We start from the raw sequence: 23828 nt of genomic DNA, 5'->3' as shown, positions 1-23828 counted from the left end.
GCTCCCCCTGTCAGCCCTTGGCCACGGCACGCAGCCGGTCCACCACGTCCGCACGCAGCTCGGCCGGCTCCAGGACCACCACGTCCGGCCCGAACTCCACCAGCCAGGCGTCCAGGCCGTGCCCGTACGGAATCTCCAACTCGTCCCAGCCGTCGCCGAGTTCCCGCACCCCGGTGGCCTTCGCCCGAAGGGGGTAACCGGCGCCGGAGCGCAGCCGGATCAGCGCCGTACCGTCGGCGATCTCGCCCGCCCAGCTCGCCACGGTCTCGCGTACCGTGACGACGTCGGGCACGGGCGCGGTGAAGCCCGTACCGCGCGAGCGGACCCGGCCGGTGATCCGGGAGAGCCGGAAGACGCGCTCGGCACCCCGGTCCCGGTCGAAACCGGCCAGGTACCAGTGGCCGCGCCAGCACTCCAGCGCCCATGGCTCCACATGCCGGGGCTCGGGGTGCGCGGCGGAGGCCTTGCGGTAGTCGAAGACGACCGGGCGGCGGTCCCGGCAGGCCAGCATCAGCGGCTCGAAGGCGGCCTCGTGCACCGGGATACGGGGCTCCAGGGCGCCGTGCGCCTCGTACGGGTCGACGTCCTCGGGCAGCCCCGCTGCACGCAGCTTCTGCAGGGCACCGCTGGCCGCGCCGGCGAGCCGGGCCTGCTGCCACACCTTCGCGGCCAGACCGAGCGCCGCGGCCTCCTCGGCGTCCAGGGTGATGGGCGGCAGCCGGTTGCTGTCCCGGCGGGCGAGGTAGCCGACCTCGCCGTCCAGGTTCTCCACCGTCTCGATGACCAGGCCCAGCTCGCGCAGATCGTCCTTGTCCCGCTCGAACATGCGGTTGAAGGAGTCGTCACTGCCCGCTTCCAGGTAGGCCTCGATGGACTCCCGCAGCTCGCGCTTGCTGAGAGGCCGCCGTGTGCCGAGCAGACACAGCGCGAGGTTCATCAGCCGCTCGGCCTTGGCAATGGCCATCGACGCCCTTCGCCTTTCCTAGTGCTTCCGACCGATGACCGTACCGCTCCCGGGTGCGGTGGCAAAAGCCGAGGGCCCATGCCCGGGCAGGCATGGGCCCCAGGTGATCGGAACCGGTCGGATCCGGCCGGTCGATCAGATGTGGATCAGCTGCGGATCAGGTGCGTCATCCGTGGACCAGAAGCGGAACCAGGCGGGGCTCAGACGCCCAGCAGGTCCACCACGAAGATCAGCGTCTCGCCCGGCTTGATCGCCGGGGTCGGGCTCTGGTCGCCGTAGGCGAGGCGGGCGGGGATGGTCAGCTGGCGCCGGCCGCCGACCTTCATGCCCTGCACACCCCGGTCCCAGCCCGCGATGACACGGCCCGCACCCAGCGGGAAGCGGAACGGCGTGCCACGGTTCCAGCTGGCGTCGAACTCCTCGCCGGTGCTGAAGGCGACACCCACGTAGTGGACGGTGACGGTCTGACCCGCCTGCGCCACCGGCCCGTCGCCCTCCCAGATGTCCTTGATCTCGAGGTCCGCCGGGGGCTCGCCACCCGGGAAGTCGATCTCGGGCTTATCGATGCTCACGTCAAAAGCTCCTGCTTGTGTACGACACGAAACGCGGACAGTCTTTCATCCCCACACCCCGCCACCCGTCACGGACACCCGCTCTCCAACCCGCCACGGACACCGGCTCCCCACCCGCCACGGACAGCGCCGGCTACATCGCCGCGAGAATGTCCACCGTGTAGACGAGCGTGGAGTCCTTCTTGATGACTCCACCGGGCGGCGGGCTGGCGTAGCCCAGCCCCGGCGGTACGACGACCAGCACGCGACTGCCCACCTTCTTGCCGGTCAGACCCTGCGCCAGCCCCTGGACCAGCTGCCCGATCCGCGGCAACGAGAGCTGGCTCAGCCGCCCCGAGCCGTACGTCTGCCCCAGGCTCTTGCCGCTCTCCCACACCAGACCCTGGAACTGGCACAGAGCCGTCTGGTCCGCCGTGAGCTCGGGACCGTCGCCCTCCAGGACATAGACCGACACGAGCTTCTTCGGCGGGGCGGTCTTGGGCACGGTGACCTTCGGGACGGCGCCGTCCGTGTTCGTCGCGACCTTCGGCAGCGCCGCGTCGGTCTGCGGAACCGGCTTGCCGTGGGAGGAGCTCTTGGAGTTGAAGACATCGATCACATCGACGACGAACACCATCGTGTCGGTGCCCTTGATGCCCGCCCGCGGCTCACCCGACGTGCCGTAGCCCCAGGCGGGCGGCACCGCCATCAGGACACGGCTGCCGGCCTTCCTGCCCGTCAGTCCATACCGCCAGCCGTCGATGCTGCTGCCCTGCGCGAGCTGGATGACCAGCGGGGCCTTGCGGTCGTAGGAGTTGTCGAAGACCCTGCCCGTGTCCCAGATCTGACCCAGGTAGTTCGCCTGGACGAAGTCGTTCTCCGCGATCGTACGGCCACCGCCCGCGATCACCGTCCGCACCGCCAGGTTCTTCGACGGCTCGCCCGGGCCCTTGGCCACCGTCGGCTTCTCACCGAACTTCGTGCCCGCCGTGATCGCCGGCAACGGCCCCTCCACAATCTTCGGCGGAGGCACCGAGGACACCGAGGGCGCCGGCGAGGCACTCGCCTTGCTCGAGCCGGACTTGCCGCCACCGCAACCGGCGACAGTGACCAGTCCTGCGGGTACGGCGGCGAGGAAGAGGGAACGTCGGCGCACGGAAGAGCCTCGTAATCGATCGATCTTGCGGATGACGTGCGCGCAACTCTACGACGCGAGAAGGGCGCCGTACGGGAAACGTACGACGCCCGTGTGGCGTTCCGGCATGACGCGCCCGAAACGCTCTACTCGCCTGCCTTTCGTCACATTCCGGCGATCAGCTTCTCCACCCGGTCGTCCACCGAACGGAACGGGTCCTTGCACAACACCGTGCGCTGCGCCTGGTCATTGAGCTTCAGATGCACCCAGTCGACCGTGAAGTCCCTGCGCTGCTCCTGCGCCCGCCGGATGAAGTCACCGCGCAGCCGCGCCCGAGTGGTCTGCGGCGGAACGGACTTGCCCTCGAAGATCTTCAAGTCGTTGCAGACCCGGGCCGCCTGACCCTTCTTCTCCAGCAGGTAGTACAGACCCCGACGACGATGGATGTCGTGGTACGCGAGGTCTATCTGCGCGACCCGCGGATGCGACATCGTCATGTTGTTCTTGGCCCGGTACCGCTCGATGAGCTTGTACTTCATCACCCAGTCGATCTCGGTGGCGATCCGGTCCAGTTCCTCGGTCTCGATCGCGTCCAGCGTACGGCCCCACAGCTCCAGGACCTGCGCGACCGTGCCCGTACGGATCCCACGCCGGTCGCAGAAGTCCACGGCCTTGTCGAAGTACTCCCGCTGCACCTCCAGCGCGGAGGCCTCCCGGCCGCTGGCCAGCCGCACCTTGCGCCGCCCCGTGATGTCATGGCTGACCTCACGGATCGCCCGGATCGGGTTCTCCAGCGTCAGGTCACGCATCACGGTGCCCGCCTCGATCATGCGCAGCACCAGATCCGTGGCACCGACCTTCAGCAGCATCGTCGTCTCGGACATGTTCGAGTCACCGACGATCACATGCAGCCGGCGGTACCGCTCGGCGTCCGCGTGCGGCTCGTCACGCGTGTTGATGATCGGCCTCGAACGGGTCGTCGCCGAGGACACACCCTCCCAGATGTGCTCCGCACGCTGACTCACGCAGTACACCGCACCACGCGGCGTCTGCAGCACCTTCCCCGCCCCGCACAGCAGCTGCCGGGTCACCAGGAACGGAATCAGGATGTCCGCGAGCCGCGAGAACTCCCCGTGCCGCGCCACCAGATAGTTCTCATGGCAGCCGTAGGAGTTGCCCGCCGAGTCGGTGTTGTTCTTGAACAGGTAGACGTCGCCCGCGATTCCCTCCTCGTGCAGGCGTCGCTCCGCGTCCACCAGGAGTCCTTCGAGAATGCGCTCGCCGGCCTTGTCGTGGGTGACCAGTTCGATCACGTTGTCACATTCGGGGGTCGCGTATTCCGGATGTGAGCCCACGTCGAGATAGAGCCGGGCGCCGTTTCGCAGAAAGACATTGCTGCTGCGGCCCCATGACACGACACGGCGGAAGAGGTACCGCGCCACCTCGTCAGGAGACAGGCGCCGCTGTCCCCTGAACGTGCACGTGACACCGTACTCGTTCTCCAGCCCGAAAATGCGGCGGTCCATGACTGAACATTACGCCCGATCCCCCGAGCTGAAACGGGGTTCGACAGCACGATTTGGATCATTTTCCGGTGAACACGCAACGACCCCGCCCCGCGCGGGAGCTGCGAGGACCCTCCCCGTGGCCAGCAACACCAGCAACGACACCGCCCCCGCCGCCCCCGGCACCGCGAACCCCCACACCGTGCCACCGGCCTGCACCACCGGCCCCGCAACCCCCGTACCCACCGACGCACCCACCGTGAACGTCGTCACGAGCCAGGAGAACGCCTCGGTGACCGTCCCGCCCGGCGCATGCCGGTCCACGATGATGAACGCACAGGCGATGCACGGCGCGAGGAACACCCCCGAGACCACCGTGAGCAGCACCATCGCCACCGCGCCCGGCACCAGCATCAGCGGCAGGTAACACACCGCCAGAAGAGCCACCAGCACCCGCAGTCGCCGCTCCGGCGAACCCGCCCACCGACGGGCCCCGTACACCGTGCCACCCACCAGCGCGCCCAGACCCAGCCCCGCCATCATCCAGCCGTACACCGCGTCACCGCCATGACCGTCGGCGTACGACACCGACGCCACCGTGATCGAACCCAGCGCGATCCCCACGAACAGGAAGGCACCCAGCAGCACCAGCAGGCCCGGCGAGCGCAGCGCACCCAGCCAGTGCGCCTCACGTGGCGCCGACCGCCACGCGCGCGAGGGCGGCGACACCACCACGGACAGCGCACCCAGCACACCCAGCAGGTTCAGCACCAGCAGCGCGGCACGCTCGTCCCACACGGACACGCACAACGTCACCAGCAGCGGCCCCACCGTGAACATGATCTCCTGCGCGATCGCGTCCATGGCGTACGCCGTGTGCACCTGCTCCTCACGGCCCAGCACCGACGGCCACAGCGCACGCAGGCCGCCCTCCAGCGGCGGAGTGAACAGACCGGCGGCCGCCACGGCCGCGTACGCCAGCGGCAGCGGATCGGTGCCGGAGAAGGCGAACACCGCCATCGACAGGGCCGCCAGGACCGCCGCCGGCAACTGGACACGCGGCTGACCGTGCAGATCCACGAGCCGCCCCAGCACCGGCTGGCCCACCGCGTTGGCAACGCCGTAGACGGCGGCGAGGGCACCGGCGAGGCTGTAGGTACCGCCCTCGGCGCGGACGAACAGCACCAGGGCGATCGCGGCGGTCGCGTTCGGCAGCCGGCCCACCAGGGTGCCGGTCAGCAGCCGCAGCGCATGCCGCGCCCGGAGTATCTCCAGATAACCCGTGGCCATGTGCGCCCTCCAGCCTCAAGTTTTACGTATAACGTCCCTGCTCATACGTACCATGTGCCCTGTTCACACGTCCACACGAAGAGGCAGGCCCACGGTGGCACGCAGCAGCACGCGCCCGACCAGCCGGGACGTCGCCCAGGCGGCCGGAGTCTCCCAAGCCGCCGTCTCCCTCGTCCTCGGCGACAAATGGCGCGGACGGGTCTCCGAAACCACCGCCGAACGAGTCCGCCACGCCGCACGCGAACTCGGCTACCGCCCCAACCTCGCCGCCCGCAACCTCCGCCTCGGCCATACCCGCACCGTCCTCCTCGTGGTACCCGCACTGACCACGGAGTTCTTCGCCGGCGTCTACACCGGCGCGGCGCGCGTAGCGGCACAGAACGGCTTCGGCGTCGTCCTCTACCCCTCCCCCGAGGGAATCGGCCCCGCCCGCGACCCCTTCGCCTCCGCCCAGACCGCCCTCGACGGCGTCATCGCCTCCTCCATGGCCGCCGACGCCCTCACCGCCATCCACGGCGACCAACTACCCCTCGTCATGCTCGACAGCGACCCCGAAGGCAGCCTCGGCGCCGCCACCGTGAACCTGGACATCACCGACGGCATCCGCCAAGTCACCGAACACCTGCTGGGCCTCGGCCACCGCCACATCCTGCACCTCGCCGCCGACGTGCCCTCCTGGACCTTCGACGTACGCGCACGAGAACTGGCGGCACGCCTCGCCGCCGTACCGGGCACCCACGTACGTACGGCCCGGGCACCCATCTCCATCGAAGGCGCCCTCACCGCCACCGAGGCCGCACTCACCGCGCCCGGACCCCGGCCCACCGCAATCGTCTGCGACGACGACAAACTCGCCGCCGGCGCCTACAAGGCCCTGCGCCGCCTCGGCCTGCGCATCCCCGACGACATCTCCGTCACCGGCGTCGACGACCTCGGCCTCGCCACCGCCATCGACCCCGAACTGACCACCGTACGACTCGACGCCGAACTCTTCGGCGAACACGGCATGCACGCCCTCCTCGCCGTCCTGGAAGGCCGCGAACCGCAGAGCGGAGACATCCCGGTCCAGCTGGTCGTCCGCGCCTCCACGGCACCGCCACGGGCCGCCTAGACGGGGTCGCGCGGTCCCTGGAACGCCGTGTGCCCCGGCCAGGAGAACGGCCGGGGCACACGACAGCAGGCAAACAGGGCAGCGGGTCACTCCTCCTCGGAGCCGTCCTCCTCCGAGCTCTCCGCCTCGGTGGCCGCACCGTCCGCCGCCAGCAGACGCGACAGCTGACGCCCGACGATCCGCTTGAACTTGCGCTTCTGCGGACGCGTACGATCCAGCACCGCCACCTCGAGGCGCTCCGCCGGAATCTCCCGCTCACTGCCGTTCGTGTCACGGGACAGCGCCTGCACGGCCAGCTTCAGAGCCTCCGCCAGCGACATCCCGTCCCGGTGACGCTGATCCAGGAAACTGCTGATCTGCTCCGCATTACCACCCACCGCGACCGAGCCGTGCTCGTCCACGATCGACCCGTCATGCGGCAGCCGGTAGATCTGGTCACCCTCCGGCGTCTCCCCCACCTCCGCCACGACCAGCTCCACCTCGTACGGCTTCTCCGCCGCCGAGGAGAAGATCGTGCCGAGCGTCTGGGCGTAGACGTTGGCGAGACCACGAGCGGTCACATCATCACGGTCATAGGTGTAACCGCGCAGGTCGGCGTACCGGACACCGCCGATGCGCAGGTTCTCGTACTCGTTGTACTTACCGGCGGCCGCGAAACCGATCCGGTCGTAGATCTCGCTGAACTTGTGCAGCGCACGGGACGGGTTCTCACCTACGAACACGATGCCGTCGGCATACTGCAGCACCACAAGGCTCCGGCCCCGCGCGATGCCCTTCCGGGCGTACTCCGCACGGTCGGCCATGGCCTGCTGGGGGGAGACATAGAACGGCGTCGACACCGGTTATCCGTCCCTTTCTGTCATGATCACTGGATCACCTTGATAAGAACCGGGGCCCGCGCTCAGAGCAGGGCGGCCTTCGGACCGTCCGGCTCCTCCAGCCGCTTCTGCAGCACCGCACGAGCGATCTCGGAGGACTCCTCCTCCGTCAGCCGGCGGAAACCGTCCTCGGTGATCACGGTGATGATCGGGTAGATCCGGCGGGCGACATCGGGACCACCGGTCGCCGAGTCGTCGTCAGCCGCGTCATAGAGGGCCTGGACCACCAGCGTGGTCGCCTGCTCCTCGCTCAGGTCGTCACGGAACAACTTCTTCAACGAGCCACGCGCGAAGATCGAGCCCGAGCCCGTCGCCGCGAAGTTGGTCTCCTCGCTGCGGCCACCCGTGACGTCGTAGGAGAAGATGCGGCCCTTCTCCCGGTCCAGGTCGTACCCCGCGAAGAGCGGGACGACCGCCAGCCCCTGCATGGCCATGCCGAGGTTCGAGCGAATCATCGTCGACAGCCGGTTCGCCTTGCCCTCCAGCGACAGCTGAGCACCCTCGACCTTCTCGAAGTGCTCCAGCTCCAGCTGGAAGAGCTTCACCATCTCCACGGCGAGACCGGCGGTGCCGGCGATGCCGACGGCGGAGTACTCGTCCGCCGGGAACACCTTCTCGATGTCCCGCTGAGCGATGACATTGCCCATGGTGGCCCGACGGTCACCGGCCAGCACGACGCCCCCGGGGAACGTCACGGCCACGATCGTGGTGCCGTGCGGCGCCTCGATCACCCCCTGGGTGGGCGGCAGCTGCCGGTTCCCGGGCAGCAGCTCGGGCTGGTGCTCGGAGAGGAAGTCCATGAAGGAGGAGGACCCTGGCGTCAGGAAGGCAGCTGGTAGACGCCCGGTGCTACGAGTGTTGGCTTCCACGCGTTTCCTTCCACGTATGCAGCAGCCCGCCTTATGACCTCGGGCTGATCCTTGAACTGCCCCAGTGCGGCGTTGCAGCTGAAGCACAGTACGCCACGGACCCTACCCGTCTCATGGCAGTGATCCACATGTGCGGGCGGAGCCGCAAGACATATGCAGCAGACGCCACCTTGGGAAGCGATCAGCGCGTCGCGTTCGGCTTTGGTGAGGCCGTACTTGCGCCTCAGATGGTCCTCTCGTCCGAGCGCAGCGCGGCATGCCCTGCAGCGTGTCGACGGCCCATCGGAAGCGGTCGCGTTGCGATGCCATTCGCTGTGCGGCTTGACCTCCCCGCAGCTCCGACAGAACTTGTGGCCTTCGGGCGTCGCCACACGCGGCCTGATGTTCTTACCCTTTGCCAGCTGCCTGGACTGGTGGTACTCCGCCCAGCATTCCCTGCAGTAGGCCTGCAGCCCGTCACGCATGGCCTTGTTTCGCGCGAACGCTGCCCGCGGCTTGTGCTGCTTGCACCGCGAGCAGCGCTTCACGCCTTCTTCGCTTCCCAACTCCGCCCCCAGCAGCCACCTTCGATTCGAAGGAAAAAGCTACTCTCCACCCTTCTGAACGAATGAGCGCACGAAATCCTCGGCGTTCTCCTCGAGGACATCGTCGATTTCATCCAGGACGGAGTCCACGTCGTCGCTCAGCTTCTCGTGCCGCTCCTTGAGGTCCTCCGAAGCCTGCGCGTCCTGCGCCTGCTCCTCGACCTCCTCGGTGGCCCGCGTCGCCTTCTGCTGGCCGCCGCCGGTGTCCTTGGTTGCCATAACCCTCACCCCGCTCAGTTCGCCTGCCGATCGGTGATGATCAGACCCTACAAGCCGGGTCCGACATCGGCCCCGCAGTTTCTCCAACGTACGGGGGCCACCCCGATGATTCCCGGCGGGCCGGGTTTCCACCCTGCCCGCCGGGGCCGCACCGGGTACCCCCCTGGCCCGCTCAGCCGCCTGACAGGACCCTGACCAGGTCTTCTGCGGTGCGACAGCGGTCCAGTAGCTCCTTGACGTGATTTCGCGTTCCGCGTAGCGGTTCCAGGGTTGGAACGCGCTGGAGGGAGTCCCGGCCGGGGAGGTCGAAGATGACCGAGTCCCAGCTGGCCGCGGCGACGTCGTCGGCGTACTGCTCCAGGCAGCGGCCGCGGAAGTAGGCCCGTGTGTCCTCAGGCGGCTTCCTCATGGCCTGTTCGACGTCCGCCTCGTCCAGGAGCCGCTTCATGCGGCCGCGGGCGGCCAGGCGGTTGTAGAGGCCCTTCTCGGCGCGTACGTCGGCGTACTGGAGGTCGACGAGGTGGAGGCGGGCGGCGTCCCAGTCGAGGTTGTCGCGGCGGCGGTAGCCCTCCATGAGCTCGCGCTTGGCGACCCAGTCCAGCTCGCCGGCCAGGCTCATCGGGTCGTTCTCGAGGCGCGTGAGGGTGTCCTCCCAGCGGGTGAGGATGTCCTTGGTCTGTTCGTCGGCGTCGGCGCCGTAGCGTTCCTCGACGTATTTGCGGGAGAGCTCGTAGTACTCCATCTGGAGCTGTACCGCGGTCAGGGTCCTACCGCTGCGCAGGGTGACCAGGCGCTTCAGGGAGGGGTCGTGGGAGACCTGGTGGAGGGTGCGTACGGGCTGGTCGACGGCGAGGTCCACGGCGATGAAGCCGTCCTCGATCATGGCCAGGACGAGGGAGGTCGTGCCGAGCTTGAGGTAGGTGGAGATCTCGGAGAGGTTGGCGTCGCCGATGATCACGTGGAGGCGGCGGTATTTTTCCGCGTCCGCGTGGGGTTCGTCCCGGGTGTTGATGATGGGGCGCTTGAGGGTGGTCTCCAGGCCCACCTCGACTTCGAAGTAGTCGGCGCGCTGGCTGATCTGGAAGCCGTGTTCGTGGCCGTCCTGGCCGATGCCGACGCGGCCGGCGCCGGCGAAGACCTGGCGGGAGACGAAGAAGGGGGTGAGGTGGCGCACGATGTCCGAGAAGGGGGTTTCCCGCTTCATCAGGTAGTTCTCGTGTGTGCCGTAGCTGGCGCCCTTGTTGTCGGTGTTGTTCTTGTAGAGGTGGATGGGCTGGGCGCCGGGGAGCTGGGCGGCTCGTTCGGCGGCTTCGGCCATGATGCGTTCGCCGGCCTTGTCCCAGAGGACGGCGTCGCGGGGGTTGGTGACTTCGGGGGCGCTGTATTCGGGGTGGGCGTGGTCGACGTAGAGCCGTGCGCCGTTGGTGAGGATGACGTTGGCGAGGCCGATGTCCTCGTCGGTGAGCTGGCTGGCGTCGGCGGCCTCCCGGGCGAGGTCGAAGCCTCGCGCGTCCCGTAGCGGGTTTTCTTCCTCGAAGTCCCAGCGGGCCCGGCGGGCCCGGTGCATCGCCGCCGCGTAGGCGTTGACGATCTGGGACGAGGTGAGCATGGCATTGGCGTTGGGGTGGCCGGGGACGGAGATTCCGTACTCCGTCTCGATGCCCATTACTCGCCGTACGGTCATGCGGCCCTCCTTGCCCGGCGGCACCCTCGGTCGTGGGCGCCGCTCACGTACCGCTGGCGCTCCGGTGCGTGTGCGGTGCCCGTCCCCGCACTGCGCGACTCGGCGGTAGGAACGAGCCTAGAACGCCTTTGCGCTGGTGGGGAGATCATTTGCGTCATTGGCTGCTCCGGTCGTGGCCTGAAAAACGCGAGGGCTGCGGGTACCCGGTGAGGGCACCCGCAGCCGCCCTGCCGTTACAGGTACTGACCGGTGTTCGCCACCGTGTCGATGGAGCGTCCGGTGTCCGCGCCCTGCTTTCCGGTGATGAGGGTACGGATGTAGACGATCCGTTCGCCCTTCTTTCCGGAGATGCGGGCCCAGTCGTCGGGGTTGGTGGTGTTGGGGAGGTCTTCGTTCTCCTTGAACTCGTCCACGCAGGCCTGGAGGAGGTGGGAGACGCGGAGGCCCTTCTGGTTCTTTTCGAGGAAGTCCTTGATGGCCATTTTCTTGGCGCGGCCGACGATGTTTTCGATCATGGCGCCTGAGTTGAAGTCCTTGAAGTAGAGGACTTCCTTGTCGCCGTTGGCGTAGGTGACTTCCAGGAAGCGGTTCTCCTCGGATTCGGCGTACATCTGCTCGACCGCCGTCTGGATCATGCTCTGGACGGTGGTGGCCTTGTCGCCGCCGTGTTCGCCGAGGTCGTCGGCGTGCAGCGGGAGGCGTTCGGTGAGGTACTTGCCGAAGATGTCCTTGGCGGCCTCGGCGTCGGGGCGCTCGATCTTGATCTTCACGTCGAGTCGGCCGGGGCGCAGGATGGCGGGGTCGATCATGTCCTCGCGGTTGGAGGCGCCGATGACGACCACGTTCTGCAGGCCTTCCACGCCGTCGATCTCGGCGAGCAGCTGGGGGACGATGGTGTTTTCCACGTCGGAGCTGACGCCGGAGCCTCGGGTGCGGAAGAGGGATTCCATCTCGTCGAAGAAGACGATGACGGGGGTGCCCTCGCTGGCCTTCTCGCGGGCACGCTGGAAGACGAGGCGGATCTGCCGCTCGGTCTCGCCGACGTACTTGTTGAGGAGCTCGGGGCCCTTGATGTTGAGGAAGAAGCTCTTGCCGGCGGCCTGGCCGGTGACCTCGGCGACCTTCTTGGCGAGTGAGTTCGCGACGGCCTTGGCGATGAGTGTCTTGCCGCAGCCGGGGGGGCCGTAGAGCAGGACGCCCTTGGGTGGGCGCAGCTCGTGCTCCTTGAAGAGGTCGGGGTAGAGGTACGGGAGCTCGACCGCGTCGCGGATGGCTTCGATCTGGTTGCCGAGTCCGCCGATCTGGTCGTAGCCGATGTCGGGGACCTCTTCGAGGACGAGTTCTTCGACCTCGCTCTTGGGGACGACCTCGTAGACGTAGCCGGAGCGGGGTTCGAGCAGGAGGGCGTCGCCGGGGCGGATGGTGACGTCCAGCAGCGGCTCGGCGAGCCGTACCACCCGTTCCTCGTCGGTGTGCCCCAGTACGAGGGCGCGCTCGCCGTCCTCGAGGATTTCCTTGAGGGTGACGATGTCGCCGACGCGCTCGAACTCCATGGCTTCGACCACGTTGAGCGCTTCGTTGAGCATGACTTCCTGGCCGCGCCTGAGGTCGTCGAGGTCGACGCTGGGGCTGACGTTCACCCGGAGTTTGCGGCCTCCGGTGAAGATGTCGGCGGTGCCGTCCTCGTTGGCCTGCAGGAAGACGCCGAAGCCGGCGGGCGGCTGGGCGAGCCGGTCGACCTCTTCCTTGAGGGCCACGATCTGGTCGCGGGCCTCGCGGAGGGTGTTGGCCAGCCGTTCGTTCTGGGCGGACACGCCGGCCAGGTTGGTCTGCAGCTCGACGATCCGCTCTTCGAGAATCCTCGTGTGTCGCGGAGAGTCGGCGAGCTTGCGTCGCAGGACGGCGATCTCCTGCTCAAGGTAGGCGATCTGCCCGGCCGGGTCGTCGGACCCTCGTCCCGGGCGGATGCCGCGGTTCATGTCGTCGTCGTGGGCTGCCACGGTCCTCACCTCCTCCAAGGGGAGCTGGACGCTTCCAGACCCTACCTGGGTGGGTGTCGATTGAAACCCCTAGATCACAGAGACTGTCAAGGTGTGTCGTCGGTCACCCGTTGCGCTCTCCCTCGCACGGAGGGGATACCCACTCAACGTGATGCGGAAGCAGGTTGTTCCGGGCATCGGGTGGTCAAAACCCTTCGGGAGTGGCCGGAGTTGTCCGTTGCGGGGCGGGTGGGTGTGGGGGTGGGCAGCCCTGTGGGCGCTCGCGCGGTTATCACGCAGAGCGACGGTCGGGGCGGAGGGTGTCACGGCCGGCCTGGCTTGAAGTGGTGGGTTTCATGGCCGGTGTGGTGTGTGCCCTGGCAGGCGCTGCTACCCGAGGGGGTGGGGGTGGAAACCCGGTGGCGGTGGAACGTGGCTGGTTTCGGGGCGGGGGTAGGGTCGGGGGTGTTCAACGGCCGCTGGTGCGGACGCGGCTGGCCCTGGGTGTGCCGGTTCCGCCCGGCGTATTCGACGGCAGGAGAGGTGACCGTGCAGCAGGAGGCCCCGGGCGGGGAGGCGCTGGAGGTCTGGATCGACCAGGATCTGTGTACCGGTGATGGGATCTGCGCCCAGTACGCCCCTGAGGTGTTCGAGCTGGACGTCGACGGGCTGGCGTATGTGAAGGGTGCGGACGAGGAGCTGCTGCAGGCGGTGGGTGCGACGGTGCCGGTGCCGTTGCCGCTGCTGGCGGATGTGGTGGACTCGGCGCGGGAGTGTCCGGGCGAGTGCATTCATGTGCGCCGGGTTTCGGACAGGGTCGAGGTGTACGGGCCCGACGCGGGGTGAGTCCGGCCGGGTCCCGGGTCACCGGCCGGGCTCCGGGTCACCGGCCGGGCTCCGGGGCGGGCGCTGCGCCGGGTCAGACGCTGTGGGTGTCGGTGGGGGTGGAGCGGATGAACGCGTTGCCGTTCCAGTGCCATGTGGTCGGGGTTTTCAGGTCGGGGCAGCAGTTGGGGACGGCGTCGGAGGAGTAGCCGAGGAGGGTCGCGCCGACGGTGCCCGCGTGCAGGGTGAAGTCGGTGACGGTGAGCCGGTCCTTGGGGTCGACGAGGGTGGCGACGATGCGGGGGGTGTCGCTGTCGGGGGTGCGGGTGAGGACGTAGACCCCGTCGGGGGGTGTGCCCATGGCGGAGTCGCAGTGGACGACTGCGACGGTTTCGGGTCGGCCGTCGCCGTCGAGGTCTGCGGTGGCTTTCTTGGCGACGACGGCTTTCACGGGTCCGCATTGCAGGGGGAAGTCGACGCCGGTGGTGCTGGGTGGTGCGAGGGCCGCGGGGGTGGACGGGCCGCGTGTGTCGGTGTGGGTCTGGGCGGCGGTGGCCGATCCGGGCTGTACGACGGAGGAGAGGGCCACGACGCCGGCGACGGCTGTGGCGGTGGCGACCCAGTGGATGGGCCGGGTGTGGGTGTGGGCGAGCTCCGGAACGGCGGATTGCTGCACTAGGAGTGTCTCCTGTGAGGGCTGTGCCGGTGGGGGTGGCCAGCATGGTGCCACACGTCACAGTGCGGGGGAACGGCGGGGTCGGGATTGCTGTGGGCGGGCTCGCGTGTGGGGCGGGTTCGCGCGCCGTGGGGGCGGGATCCCCTGGTGCCGTGTCAACGTGCGGGCGCCGTGCCGCAGTTCCCGTGGGCGTGCGGGAACTGCGGCACGGCGCCTGTGCGTTGTGCTGTGTGCGGGTGGGTCAGCGGCCGGCGCCGCCGTCGGCGTTGGGTCCGGCGTAGTCCTCGCCGTAGGCGCCCTTGGCGGGGCGGCGGCGGCGCATGGGCGGCTCGACGCCGTCGGCGAGGCGGCGGGCGGTGAGCAGGAAGCCGGTGTGGCCGATCATGCGGTGGTCGGGGCGGACGGCCAGGCCTTCGATGTGCCAGTTGCGGATCATGGTCTCCCAGGCGGTCGGCTCGTTGAAGCAGCCGATCTCCCGGATGGACTCCACGGTCCGGGCGAGCTGGGTGGTGGTGGCGACGTAGCAGCAGAGGATGCCGCCGGGGACGAGTGCCTTGGAGACGGCCTCGAGGCATTCCCAGGGGGCGAGCATGTCGAGGATGACGCGGTCGACGTCGGTGTCGGAGAGGTTGTCCTGGAGGTCGCCGACGGTGAGCTGCCAGGCGGGGTGGGGGCCGCCGAAGTAGCGTTCCACGTTCTGCTTGGCGATCTCGGCGAAGTCCTCGCGGCGCTCGTAGGAGTGCAGCATGCCCTGGTCGCCGATGGCGCGCAGCAGGAAGCTGCTGAGCGAGCCGGAGCCGACGCCGGCCTCGACGACGCGTGCGCCGGGGAAGATGTCGGCGAAGGCGAGGATCTGCCCCGCGTCCTTGGGGTAGACGACGGCTGCCCCGCGGGGCATGGACAGGACGTAGTCGGGGAGCAGGGGGCGCAACGCGAGGTAGGCGACGTTGCCGGTGGTGCGGACAACGCTGCCCTCGGGAGCGCCGATCAGTTCGTCGTGCGGGAAGGAACCCTTGTGGGTGTGGAAGTTCTTCCCGGCTTCGAGCGTGAACGTGTAGTGGCGGCCCTTGGGGTCGGTCAGCTGTACCTGGTCCCCGACCTTGAAGGGCCCGCGCCTGCGGGCGGCACCGGTCGGTTCGGACATGTGACCAGACTACCGGCAGCCGGGCGGGTCACCGACCACTAGCTGGGTCGGGCCATGGCCTTGACGAAGGCCCGCTCGACGTCTGCCGCGGACAGGACGCCGTAGATCTCGCCGGTCTCCTCGACGACCAGGTATTCGGTGGCGGGGGTGGCGCGCAGGACGTCGAGGAGTTCTTCTCCGGCGAGCTCGGCGGAGACGCGCATGCCGTCGGTGAGTTCCTGGGCGAGGCCGCTGACGGCGACCCAGGGGCGGCGGTGCTCGGGTACGCCGACGATGGCGGACTCGCGGACCAGGGAGAGGGGGTTGCCGTGGGCGTCGACGACGACCAGGGCGCGGGCGCCGGCGGCGTTGGCGCGGCGCAGTGCCTCGGACAGCGGGGTGTCGGTCTCGACGGGTACGGCGCGCCGGGTGAGGGTGCGGGCGCGCAGTTCGGGGAGGTGTTCGCGCAGGCGGGCCATGCGCAGGCTGTTGCCGGCGCCGGTCCAGATGATGGCGGCGAGGATGGCGGCGAGCAGGGCGTCGGTGACGGTGTCCATGCCGCCGGTGTCCTCGCTGCTGCCGCCGAGGGCGCCGGACTGGTTGAGCAGGGGCAGGCCGATCAGGACGGCGACGGCGAGGGCGCGGCCGACCCAGGCGGCGGCGATGGTGCCGCTCATGGGTTTGCCGGTGATGGCCCAGACGACGGCGCGGAGCATGCGGCCGCCGTCGAGGGGCAGGCCGGGCAGGAGGTTGAAGATCGCCACGATCAGGTTGGAGATCATCAGGCCGGCCAGGAGGACGCCGGGTACGGTGCCGGGCTCGACGGGTTTCATGGCGAGGTAGAACAGGCCGGCCAGGACGAGGGAGAGCAGGGGGCCGACGAAGGCCAGGACGAACTCGCGGCCGGGGGTCTCGGCCTCCTTCTCGATCTCGGAGACGCCGCCGAAGAACTGCAGCTGGATGCGGCGGACCGGGAGCTTGAAGCGGATCGCGGCGACGGTGTGGGCGAGCTCGTGGACCAGTACGGAGGCGTAGAAGGCGACGGCGAAGAAGAGGGAGACCAGGTAGCGGGCGGCGCCCAGCTCGGGCAGCACGCGGTCGAGCTGGCCGCCGAAGACCCAGGTGATGAGCGCGGCGACGAGGAACCAGCTCGGTGCGACGTACACCGGCACGCCGAAGGGGCGGCCCATGAGGATGCCGCCGCCGGGCTCTTTGGGCCTGGGCTGGAGCGGCTCGCCCTTGGCGATTCCGGAGTGGGCGAGGGAGCGGTGCTCGGGGTGGGTGCCGTGCTGGGCGCCGGTGCCGGCCGGAGTGGTCTCGGGTGGGGCGGGGGTGCCGGGGGTCTGGGGTGGGCTGGCCGTTTCGGCGCCGGGGGTGTCGGTGCGGCCGGTGTCGCCGGTCGGGGCGCTGGTGCCGCCCGGCCCGGCGTCGGTGGGGGTGGTGTCCGAGGTGCCGGCGCCGGTGTCGTCGGTGTCCTGGGGTGTCGCGGTGGGTGTGCCGGGATGGGGCTCCGGGCCGGTGGGGTGGGTGGGGTCGGTCGTCGGGGCCGTTGGACCCGCGGGGTGCTCGGCCGGCTTGTCGTTGCCGGACCGCGGCTGCCCGCTCCCGCCGCTCACGTCCACGGTGTCCCCTCGTTCGAAGCGTCTTCCGTACCTGGCGGACGGAAGGGTCTGTGGTCGATGGTATGCGGCCTTGGTGACGCGTTCCGCCCCGGCACCCCTTGTGTTCGCCGCACGGTCGCGTGGCCGGTCGCGGGCGGCGGCTGGGTCACTGTCAGTGGTGGGCCGTAAGGTCTGTGGACATGGACAGCAGCATCGAGGACGCGGGAGCCCTGCCGGGGGGCGCCGAGCAGACGGATCCGGCGAAGGCGCCGCAGCGGACGCCCATGACGGCTGCGCCGGTCCCGGCGCCGGTGCCGGGCCCCTCGATAGCTGCGGACGAGGCCGGGGCATCCACCGTGGCCGGGGCGTCCCCCGCCGCGGAGGCGCCCGCCGTCTCCGGCACGTCCCCCGAGCCCGGCTCCGCGGTGCCGGCCGCTCAGGAGGCGCCGTCCGGCTCCGGCGCGGCCCCCGAGCCCGGCTCCGCGGTGCCGGCCGCTGCGCAGGCGCCGTCCGGCTCCGGCGCACCTGCCGCTCCCGGGGCGCCCGCCCCGTCCGGCGCGGCAGTCGAGCCGGAGGTGACCGCGGCCGCCGCCCTGCGGGAGGGCACCGAGCGCGTCGCCATGGCGCCCACCTCGCTGTCCCCGTCCCGGGCCGGCGATTTCATGCAGTGCCCGCTGCTGTACCGGTTCCGGGTGATCGACCGGCTGCCGGAGAAGCCGAGCGCGGCGGCGACCCGGGGCACGCTGGTGCACGCGGTGCTGGAGCGGCTGTTCGACGCTCCCGCGGCGGAGCGGACCGCGCCCCGGGCGAAGGCGCTGATTCCGGGCCAGTGGGACCGGCTGCGGGAGAGCAGGCCGGAGCTGATGGAGCTGTTCGCGGACGACCCGGGCGGGGAGCGGCTGGCTGGGTGGCTCGGGGAGGCGGAGCGGCTGGTCGAGCGCTGGTTCACGCTGGAGGATCCGACGCGGTTGGAGCCGGCCGAGCGGGAGCTGTTCGTGGAGGCCGAGCTGGAGTCGGGGCTGCGGCTGCGCGGGATCATCGACCGGGTGGACGTGGCGCCGACTGGTGAGGTGCGGATCGTCGACTACAAGACGGGCAAGGCGCCGCGGCCGGAGTACTCCGAGGGCGCGCTGTTCCAGATGAAGTTCTACGCCCTGGTGGTGTGGCGGTTGAAGGGGGTCGTGCCGCGGCGGCTCCAGCTGGTCTATCTCGGCAGCGGGGATGTGCTGACGTACGACCCGGTGCTCGCCGATCTGGAGCGGGTGGAGCGCAAGCTGCACGCGCTGTGGGAGGCCATCCGGCAGGCCACGGAGAGCGGGGAGTGGCGGCCGCGTCCGACCAGGCTGTGCGGCTGGTGCGATCACCAGGCGCACTGTCCGGAGTTCGGCGGCACTCCCCCGCCGTATCCGTTGCCGGTGAGGGTGGGCGAGTCCGGGAGTGTGTCGCAGGGCAGAATGGGCCCGGACTAGCGAAGGAGTGTCACGTGGCCATCCGTGTCCTACTGGTCGACGACCAGCCCCTGCTGCGTACGGGTTTCCGGATGATCCTGGAGGCCGAGCAGGACATCGCGGTCGTGGGCGAGGCCGGTGACGGCCTGCAGGCTCTCGATCAGGTGCGGGCCCTGCAGCCGGACGTGGTGCTGATGGACATCCGTATGCCGCGGATGGACGGGGTGGAGGCGACCCGGCAGATCACCGGTCCGGGCCGGGACGGTCCGGCGAAGGTGCTGGTGCTGACCACGTTCGATCTGGACGAGTACGTGGTGGAGGCGCTGCGGGCCGGTGCGAGCGGCTTTCTGCTGAAGGACGCGCCGGCGAACGAACTGGTGCAGGCGATCCGGGTGGTGGCGGCCGGTGAGGCGATGCTGGCGCCGAGCATCACGCGCCGGCTGCTGGACAAGTACGCCGGGCATCTTCCCTCGGGTGAGGAGCCGGTGCCGGACACGCTGAACACCCTCACCGACCGTGAGGTGGAGGTGCTGAAGCTGGTGGCGCGCGGTCTGTCGAACGCGGAGATCGCCGCCGATCTGTTCGTCAGCGAGACCACCGTGAAGACGCACGTGGGGCATGTGCTGACCAAGCTGGGTCTGCGGGACCGGGTGCAGGCGGCGGTGTACGCGTACGAGAGCGGTCTGGTGCGTCCCGGCGCGCAGTGAGGGCGCGCGGGTCCGGTACGACGGCGAAGGGCGCCCCTCCCGCGTGGAGATGGGCGCCCTCGGTGTCAACGGCCGTCAGCTCTTGCTGAGTTCCCAGAACCGGAACACTGTCGAGGCGTCCAGGCAGTACTCCAGGCCGTAGACGCCGTCGCGGACGACCGCGTACTGCTTGGCCTGCCAGACGGGCAGGACGGGCAGTTCGGTGGCGACGATGTTCTGCAGCCTGCCGAAGTCCTTGTCGGTGGCGGCCCGGTCGCTCTGGGCGGCGGTGTCGGGGATGAGGGTGCCGGTGATGGCGCGGTTGCTGTAGTGGTTGTCCAGCACGTTGCCCTTGCCGAAGAAGGGGGCCGTGAAGTTGTCGGCGTCCGGGTAGTCCGGGACCCAGCCCTTGACGTAGACGCCGTACTTGCCGGCCGCGATGTCCTTCTCGTACTGGTCGAAGCCGACCGACTTGACGTCGGCGTCGAACAGGCCGCTGGCGTTGAGCTGCCCGGCGATGGCCTTCAGCTCCTCGTCGGTGGCGGGGCCGTAACGCGACGGCGTGGACCACAGGGTGAGCCTGACCTTGCCGGTGATGCCGGCGGCGCGCAGTGCCGCGGCGGCCTTGGCCTGGGAGGGGCGGGCGCCGTAGGTGTCGAAGAAGGCGGTGTTGTGGCCGACGATGCCCGCCGGGATGATCGAGTACAGCGGGGTGGCGGTGCCCTGGTAGACGTTCTTGATGAGGGCGTCGCGGTCGACGAGGTAGGCCATGGCCTTGCGGACGCCGAGGTTCCCGGCGACCGGGTCGCTCATGTTGAAGACCAGGTGCTGGACTTCGGCGCTGCTGCCTTCGATGACGTCGACGCCCTTGCCTTCCTGCTGGTCGAGTCCGGCGATGTCGGCGGCGGACAGGCCTCGGTAGGCGATGTCGACGTCGCCGTCGAGGAGGGCCTTCTTCAGGGCGGCTCGGTCGCCGTGGAAGAACTTCAGGGTGACGCCGGAGTTCTTGACCTTGGCGGTGCCCTGGTAGTTGCCGTTGACGGAGAAGACCGCCTTGTCCTTGTCGAACGAGTCGAGCTTGTAGGGGCCGGAGCCGACGGCCTGGTGGTCGGCGCGCAGGCCGCCCGCGTCGTACTGGAGGTGGTCGACGATGGAGCCGGCGCCGGAGGCGATCTTGCTGGGGAAGGTGGCGTCGGAGTATTTCAGGTGGAAGACGACCGTCTTCGCGTCCGGGGTGTCGATGCTGCCGAGCATCGCGAACATGACCGCGGGCCCGGCGGGGTCGTTGATCTTCAGCATGCGGTCGAAGGAGAACTTGACGTCCTTCGAGGTGAGCGGGTCACCGTTGCTGAACTTCAGGCCGTCCTTGAGGGTGCACTGGTAGACGGTGGCCCGGGAGTCGGTGAAGGTGCATTGCCTGGCGAGTTCCGGCTGGGGTTCGGTCTGGCCCTTGGGGAAGCTGAGCAGTGACTGGAAGACGTTGTCGAACAACAGCCAGGAGCCGGGGTCGTAGCCGGAGGCCGGGTCCGTGGCGAGGACGTCGTCGGACATCCCCATCACCACGGAGGAGCCGGTACCCCCGGAATCACCGCTCCCCGAGCCGCAGCCGGTCAACAGGCCGGAGGCCAGCCCCGCCACGATGGGCAGGACTGGCCACTGGTTGCGCATGTTCACTTGAAATGTGCCTTGTCGTCGGTTCGTCACCCCGGGGCCGCCGTCCTGGCCCCGGGCAGTCCGGGGCAGCCGTCCCTGGCCCCCGGACGAGAGAGCCGTCAGCCGCTCACACCGCGGCCGAGCTCCCACAGCTGGAGCGTAGAGGAAGAGTTCAGGGCGTAGGCGACGCCCGTGATGTCGTCCCGTGCGGCGACGTACTGCTTGCCCTGCCACAGCGGCAGGACCGGGACGTCCTCGGCGACGATGTCCTGGATCGCCGTCAGGCTCTTGGCGGCGTTGAGCCGGTCGGCCTCGCGGCGGGACGCCGGGATCAGGGTGTGCTGGATGGTGCTGTTGGAGTAGGGCGAGCCGAGGAAGTTGTCCTTGTCCAGGAAGGGCGCGAGGAAGTTGTCGGCGTCCGGGAAGTCGGGGAACCAGCCCATGCCGTAGACGTCGTACTGGCCCTTCTGCTCGGAGGGGCGGAAGGTCTCCCAGGGGTGGCCCTGGATGGACGCGTCGAACAGGCCGCTGTCGTTGAGCTGCTTCTGCAGGACCTCGAACTCCTTCTTGGTGGCGGAGCCGTAGTGGTCGGTGGTGTAGTGCAGGGTCAGCTTGACCGGGGTGCTGATGCCGGCCTGGGTGAGCAGGGCCTTGGCCTTGGCGACGCTGGGGTTGCCGTACTTGTTGAAGAACGAGTTGGAGTGGCCGGTGACGGTGGCGGGGACGAGCGAGTACAGCGGCTCGGCCTGGGTGCCGTAGACCTTGGAGACGATCTCCGCGCGGTTCACGATCTGGGCCATGGCCTGGCGTACGGCCTTGGACTTCACGCTGGAGGCGTTGGTGTTGAAGGCGAGGTAGCGGATCTCCAGGCCGGGCATGTCGACCAGGGTGACCTTGCTGCTGCTGCCGGCGTCCAGCTTCTGGATCTGCGCGGGCGACATGGTGCGGGTCATGACGTCGATGTCACCCTTGTCGATGGCGGCGCCCATGGCGTCGGCGTCGGCGAAGGAGCGCAGTTCGACCTTGTCGTTGTTCACCTTCACGGCCCCCTTGTAGTTGGGGTTCTTGGTGAAGGTGGCGACGGACACCGCGTTGCCGCTGACGTCGGCCTGGAAGGTGTAGGGGCCCGAGCCGTCGACCTCGAAGCCGTCGCGCAGCTTGTCCTTCTGGTAGTCCTTCGGGTTGATGATGCCCGCGACCGGGGTGGACAGCTTGTACGGGAAGGTGGCGTCGGCGGTCTTCAGGTGGAAGATGACCTCGCGGTCGCCCTGCGTCTCGATGGTGTCGATGGTGTTCAGCAGGGAGGACACACCGCTGCTGGACTTGATGCGCAGGGCGCGCTCGATGGAGTACTTGACGTCCTGGGCGGTCACTGGGTCGCCGCTCGCGAACTTCAGGCCGTCGCGGAGCTTGCAGGCGTAGCGTTCGCTGCCGCTGTCGGTGAAGGAGCAGCTCTCGGCGGCGTCCGGCACGGGGTCGCCCTCGCCCTTGGGCTGGGCCATCAGCGTCTGCACGGTCTGGCGCAGGATGTTCCAGGTGCCGACGTCGTAGGCGTAGGCCGGGTCGAGGGGCGCCGGGGCGTCGCTGGTGGTGGTGAACCGGTCCGTGGTGCCGACGACGATGGCGTCGCCGCCCTTGCTCCCGCTGCCGGATCCGCCGCACGCGGCGAGAACCGGGGTGAGCAGGCCGGCCACCGCCGGCAGCACCAAAGTCTTGCGGTTCATGCGGGAGTTTCTCCAGAGCTGTTCGGGTCCGTGTATCCGACATGCATGGGTGGTGCGGCGGATCACGGGGGGTTGCGGCGATGTTCTCGCGATGAGATTAGTCCGCGCCCGCACGAGGGTTCACGGCCGCGTGAGTTGACCCCCCATCACGCAGTGAAACCGGGTGCGGACACACCGAAAACCCGACAGCGGCAGGATTAGTGCAGCATCCCATCAATCGGGACACAAAGACCCGTCGAGCCGGGCCGAGCAGGGCCGTTCAGCACACTTGAGCCGGATTGTCGAGGGGAGCCGAGGTGGGGAACGTCACACTTCCAACTGTGTGGGGAGTCAGTGGAATTCGACCGGGCGACCGACTGTGAATTCCACTTGGGTGTACTTCCTCGGAAATTTGTCCAGCCCGGCCAATGGACTTTTCACGCTGGGTGAACGGCTAGGGCATTTCCGTCATCAGGCCGCGCAGAAATGCCAGGTCGACCTGTTCCAGAGAGGTCACCACGGTGCGCCCGGCGGCCGGGGTGATGGGGGCGACGGAGGGTACGGCGACGACGCGGCAGCCGGCGGCCTCGGCGGCGGCGACACCGGTCGCGGTGTCCTCGACCACCGCGCATCTGTCCGGCCGGGCGCCGAGCCCGGCCGCGGCGAGCAGGTAGGGGTCGGGGAAGGGCTTGGTGCGCGAGACCTCGTCGCCGGCGACGGACAGGGTGAAGTGGTGGGCGCCGAGGATGCTCAGCACGCGGTCGATGATGCGCCGGTGGGAGGCGGAGACCAGGGCGGTGGGGATGGCGTGCTCGTGGAGTTCGGCGAGCAGGCGGGCGGCGCCCGGCATGAGCGGCAGGGCACGGTCGATGCGGTCCTCGAAGCCCTCGTTGAGCAGCACGGTGAGTTCGGCGAGGGTGATGTCGGCACCGGTGGCCTCGATGAGGAAGCCGGCGCTGCGGGTCATGGGCCCGCCGACCACCACGTGCCGCCAGGACTCGTCCAGGGTGTGGCCGAGGCCGGCGAACACCTCGACCTCGACGTCCCACCAGAAGCCCTCGGTGTCCACCAGGGTGCCGTCCATGTCGAGGAGCACCGCCTGCAGGGCGGAGCCTTCGGCCGTAAGGGTTCCGAGCGCGGGGACCGTGCTGGTCATCCGGGCGCACCTCCTTGAGGGACGAGCAGGCCGGCTCCCGACAGGGAACCGGCCTGGTGGACCGACCAGTGTACGTCTCCGGCGGCGGAAACGCCTCGTTTATCACTCGTGCGCGGGGGTATGCCGAGAATCACCCTCGCCGCAGGCCGGAGGGCCGTCGGTGTGCCCGGGTGAGGCGCCTGGAAGGG

General features: G+C 69.2%; 21 protein-coding genes. 4 read left to right on the top strand and 17 right to left on the bottom strand.

Features of this window, described 5'->3' with window-relative positions; genetic code table 11:
• Positions 1–10: 10 nt before the first annotated feature.
• The 5 genes from ABB07_RS30940 to ABB07_RS30920 all read right to left on the bottom strand — a co-directional run bounded on the left by ABB07_RS30940 (position 11) and on the right by ABB07_RS30920 (position 5445).
• Entirely contained in the window at positions 11–964 is a 954-nt protein-coding gene (locus ABB07_RS30940; RefSeq protein ID WP_055709517.1) for a helix-turn-helix transcriptional regulator, read from the bottom strand.
• Positions 965–1164: 200 nt separating this feature from the next.
• Positions 1165–1536, bottom strand: a complete 372-nt coding sequence (locus ABB07_RS30935) for an FKBP-type peptidyl-prolyl cis-trans isomerase (RefSeq protein WP_208901803.1) — start codon at positions 1534–1536, stop codon at positions 1165–1167.
• 133 nt (positions 1537–1669) lie between these two features.
• A complete protein-coding gene (locus ABB07_RS30930; protein WP_208901802.1) occupies positions 1670–2671 on the bottom strand; it encodes an FKBP-type peptidyl-prolyl cis-trans isomerase in 1002 nt (333 codons plus the stop codon).
• Between the two features lie 143 nt (positions 2672–2814).
• The gene (pafA, locus tag ABB07_RS30925; protein WP_055709514.1) at positions 2815–4176 is read right to left on the bottom strand and encodes a Pup--protein ligase; all 1362 of its coding nucleotides are present in this window, start codon (positions 4174–4176) and stop codon (positions 2815–2817) included.
• 9 nt (positions 4177–4185) lie between these two features.
• Positions 4186–5445 carry an MFS transporter gene (locus ABB07_RS30920; RefSeq protein ID WP_208901801.1) on the bottom strand — a complete coding sequence of 420 codons (1260 nt, stop codon included), beginning with the start codon at positions 5443–5445 and terminating at the stop codon, positions 4186–4188.
• Between the two features lie 94 nt (positions 5446–5539).
• Here ABB07_RS30920 and ABB07_RS30915 point away from each other — a divergent pair, with 94 nt between their 5' ends.
• Positions 5540–6556: a LacI family DNA-binding transcriptional regulator gene (locus ABB07_RS30915; protein WP_208901800.1), complete on the top strand. Its 1017-nt coding sequence runs from the start codon at positions 5540–5542 to the stop codon at positions 6554–6556.
• Positions 6557–6642: 86 nt separating this feature from the next.
• Here ABB07_RS30915 and prcA read toward each other — a convergent pair whose 3' ends face one another.
• From prcA to arc, 6 genes are all read right to left on the bottom strand, one after another.
• Positions 6643–7395: a proteasome subunit alpha gene (prcA, locus tag ABB07_RS30910; protein ID WP_208901799.1), complete on the bottom strand. Its 753-nt coding sequence runs from the start codon at positions 7393–7395 to the stop codon at positions 6643–6645.
• A gap of 62 nt (positions 7396–7457) precedes the next feature.
• A complete protein-coding gene (prcB, locus tag ABB07_RS30905) occupies positions 7458–8303 on the bottom strand; it encodes a proteasome subunit beta (protein ID WP_208901798.1) in 846 nt (281 codons plus the stop codon).
• On the bottom strand, positions 8255–8848 hold the full coding sequence (locus tag ABB07_RS30900) for an endonuclease VII domain-containing protein (protein ID WP_244189566.1): 594 nt from the start codon (positions 8846–8848) through the stop codon (positions 8255–8257). The genes prcB and ABB07_RS30900 overlap by 49 nt, the downstream gene beginning before the upstream one ends.
• A gap of 39 nt (positions 8849–8887) precedes the next feature.
• A complete protein-coding gene (locus ABB07_RS30895; protein WP_153544461.1) occupies positions 8888–9106 on the bottom strand; it encodes a ubiquitin-like protein Pup in 219 nt (72 codons plus the stop codon).
• A gap of 172 nt (positions 9107–9278) precedes the next feature.
• Positions 9279–10790 (bottom strand): depupylase/deamidase Dop, encoded by a 1512-nt coding sequence (gene dop / locus ABB07_RS30890; RefSeq protein ID WP_341845904.1) that lies wholly within the window; start codon positions 10788–10790, stop codon positions 9279–9281.
• 233 nt (positions 10791–11023) lie between these two features.
• Positions 11024–12790 carry a proteasome ATPase gene (arc, locus tag ABB07_RS30885; protein WP_055705750.1) on the bottom strand — a complete coding sequence of 589 codons (1767 nt, stop codon included), beginning with the start codon at positions 12788–12790 and terminating at the stop codon, positions 11024–11026.
• Between the two features lie 522 nt (positions 12791–13312).
• On the opposite strand from arc, the gene ABB07_RS30880 reads away from it, so the two are divergent.
• On the top strand, positions 13313–13615 hold the full coding sequence (locus ABB07_RS30880; RefSeq protein ID WP_208901797.1) for a ferredoxin: 303 nt from the start codon (positions 13313–13315) through the stop codon (positions 13613–13615).
• 73 nt (positions 13616–13688) lie between these two features.
• Here ABB07_RS30880 and ABB07_RS30875 read toward each other — a convergent pair whose 3' ends face one another.
• The 3 genes from ABB07_RS30875 to ABB07_RS30865 all read right to left on the bottom strand — a co-directional run bounded on the left by ABB07_RS30875 (position 13689) and on the right by ABB07_RS30865 (position 17015).
• Positions 13689–14270, bottom strand: coding sequence for a hypothetical protein (locus ABB07_RS30875; protein WP_208901796.1), 582 nt, complete (start codon positions 14268–14270; stop codon positions 13689–13691).
• 241 nt (positions 14271–14511) lie between these two features.
• Positions 14512–15414 (bottom strand): tRNA (adenine-N1)-methyltransferase, encoded by a 903-nt coding sequence (locus tag ABB07_RS30870; RefSeq protein ID WP_030608343.1) that lies wholly within the window; start codon positions 15412–15414, stop codon positions 14512–14514.
• A 38-nt stretch (positions 15415–15452) separates the two neighbouring features.
• Entirely contained in the window at positions 15453–17015 is a 1563-nt protein-coding gene (locus ABB07_RS30865) for a site-2 protease family protein (protein ID WP_208901795.1), read from the bottom strand.
• Positions 17016–17479: 464 nt separating this feature from the next.
• Here ABB07_RS30865 and ABB07_RS30860 point away from each other — a divergent pair, with 464 nt between their 5' ends.
• Both ABB07_RS30860 and ABB07_RS30855 read left to right on the top strand, forming a co-directional pair.
• The gene (locus ABB07_RS30860; RefSeq protein ID WP_425264828.1) at positions 17480–18463 is read left to right on the top strand and encodes a RecB family exonuclease; all 984 of its coding nucleotides are present in this window, start codon (positions 17480–17482) and stop codon (positions 18461–18463) included.
• Between the two features lie 14 nt (positions 18464–18477).
• On the top strand, positions 18478–19149 hold the full coding sequence (locus ABB07_RS30855; protein WP_055703620.1) for a response regulator: 672 nt from the start codon (positions 18478–18480) through the stop codon (positions 19147–19149).
• A gap of 75 nt (positions 19150–19224) precedes the next feature.
• Here the strand turns inward: ABB07_RS30855 and ABB07_RS30850 are convergent, their stop codons facing one another.
• The 3 genes from ABB07_RS30850 to ABB07_RS30840 form a co-directional block, all read right to left on the bottom strand.
• On the bottom strand, positions 19225–20802 hold the full coding sequence (locus ABB07_RS30850; RefSeq protein ID WP_208901794.1) for an ABC transporter substrate-binding protein: 1578 nt from the start codon (positions 20800–20802) through the stop codon (positions 19225–19227).
• Between the two features lie 98 nt (positions 20803–20900).
• Positions 20901–22505, bottom strand: coding sequence for an ABC transporter substrate-binding protein (locus ABB07_RS30845; RefSeq protein WP_208901793.1), 1605 nt, complete (start codon positions 22503–22505; stop codon positions 20901–20903).
• 433 nt (positions 22506–22938) lie between these two features.
• Positions 22939–23640 (bottom strand): HAD family hydrolase, encoded by a 702-nt coding sequence (locus ABB07_RS30840; protein WP_208901792.1) that lies wholly within the window; start codon positions 23638–23640, stop codon positions 22939–22941.
• Positions 23641–23828: the final 188 nt, after the last annotated feature.

The sequence above is a fragment of the Streptomyces incarnatus genome, assembly GCF_001027185.1.
GTDB classification, from domain to species: domain Bacteria; phylum Actinomycetota; class Actinomycetes; order Streptomycetales; family Streptomycetaceae; genus Streptomyces; species Streptomyces puniciscabiei.
Note: the sequence above shows the minus strand (reverse complement) of the source record. Positions and strands in the feature narration are given on the sequence as shown.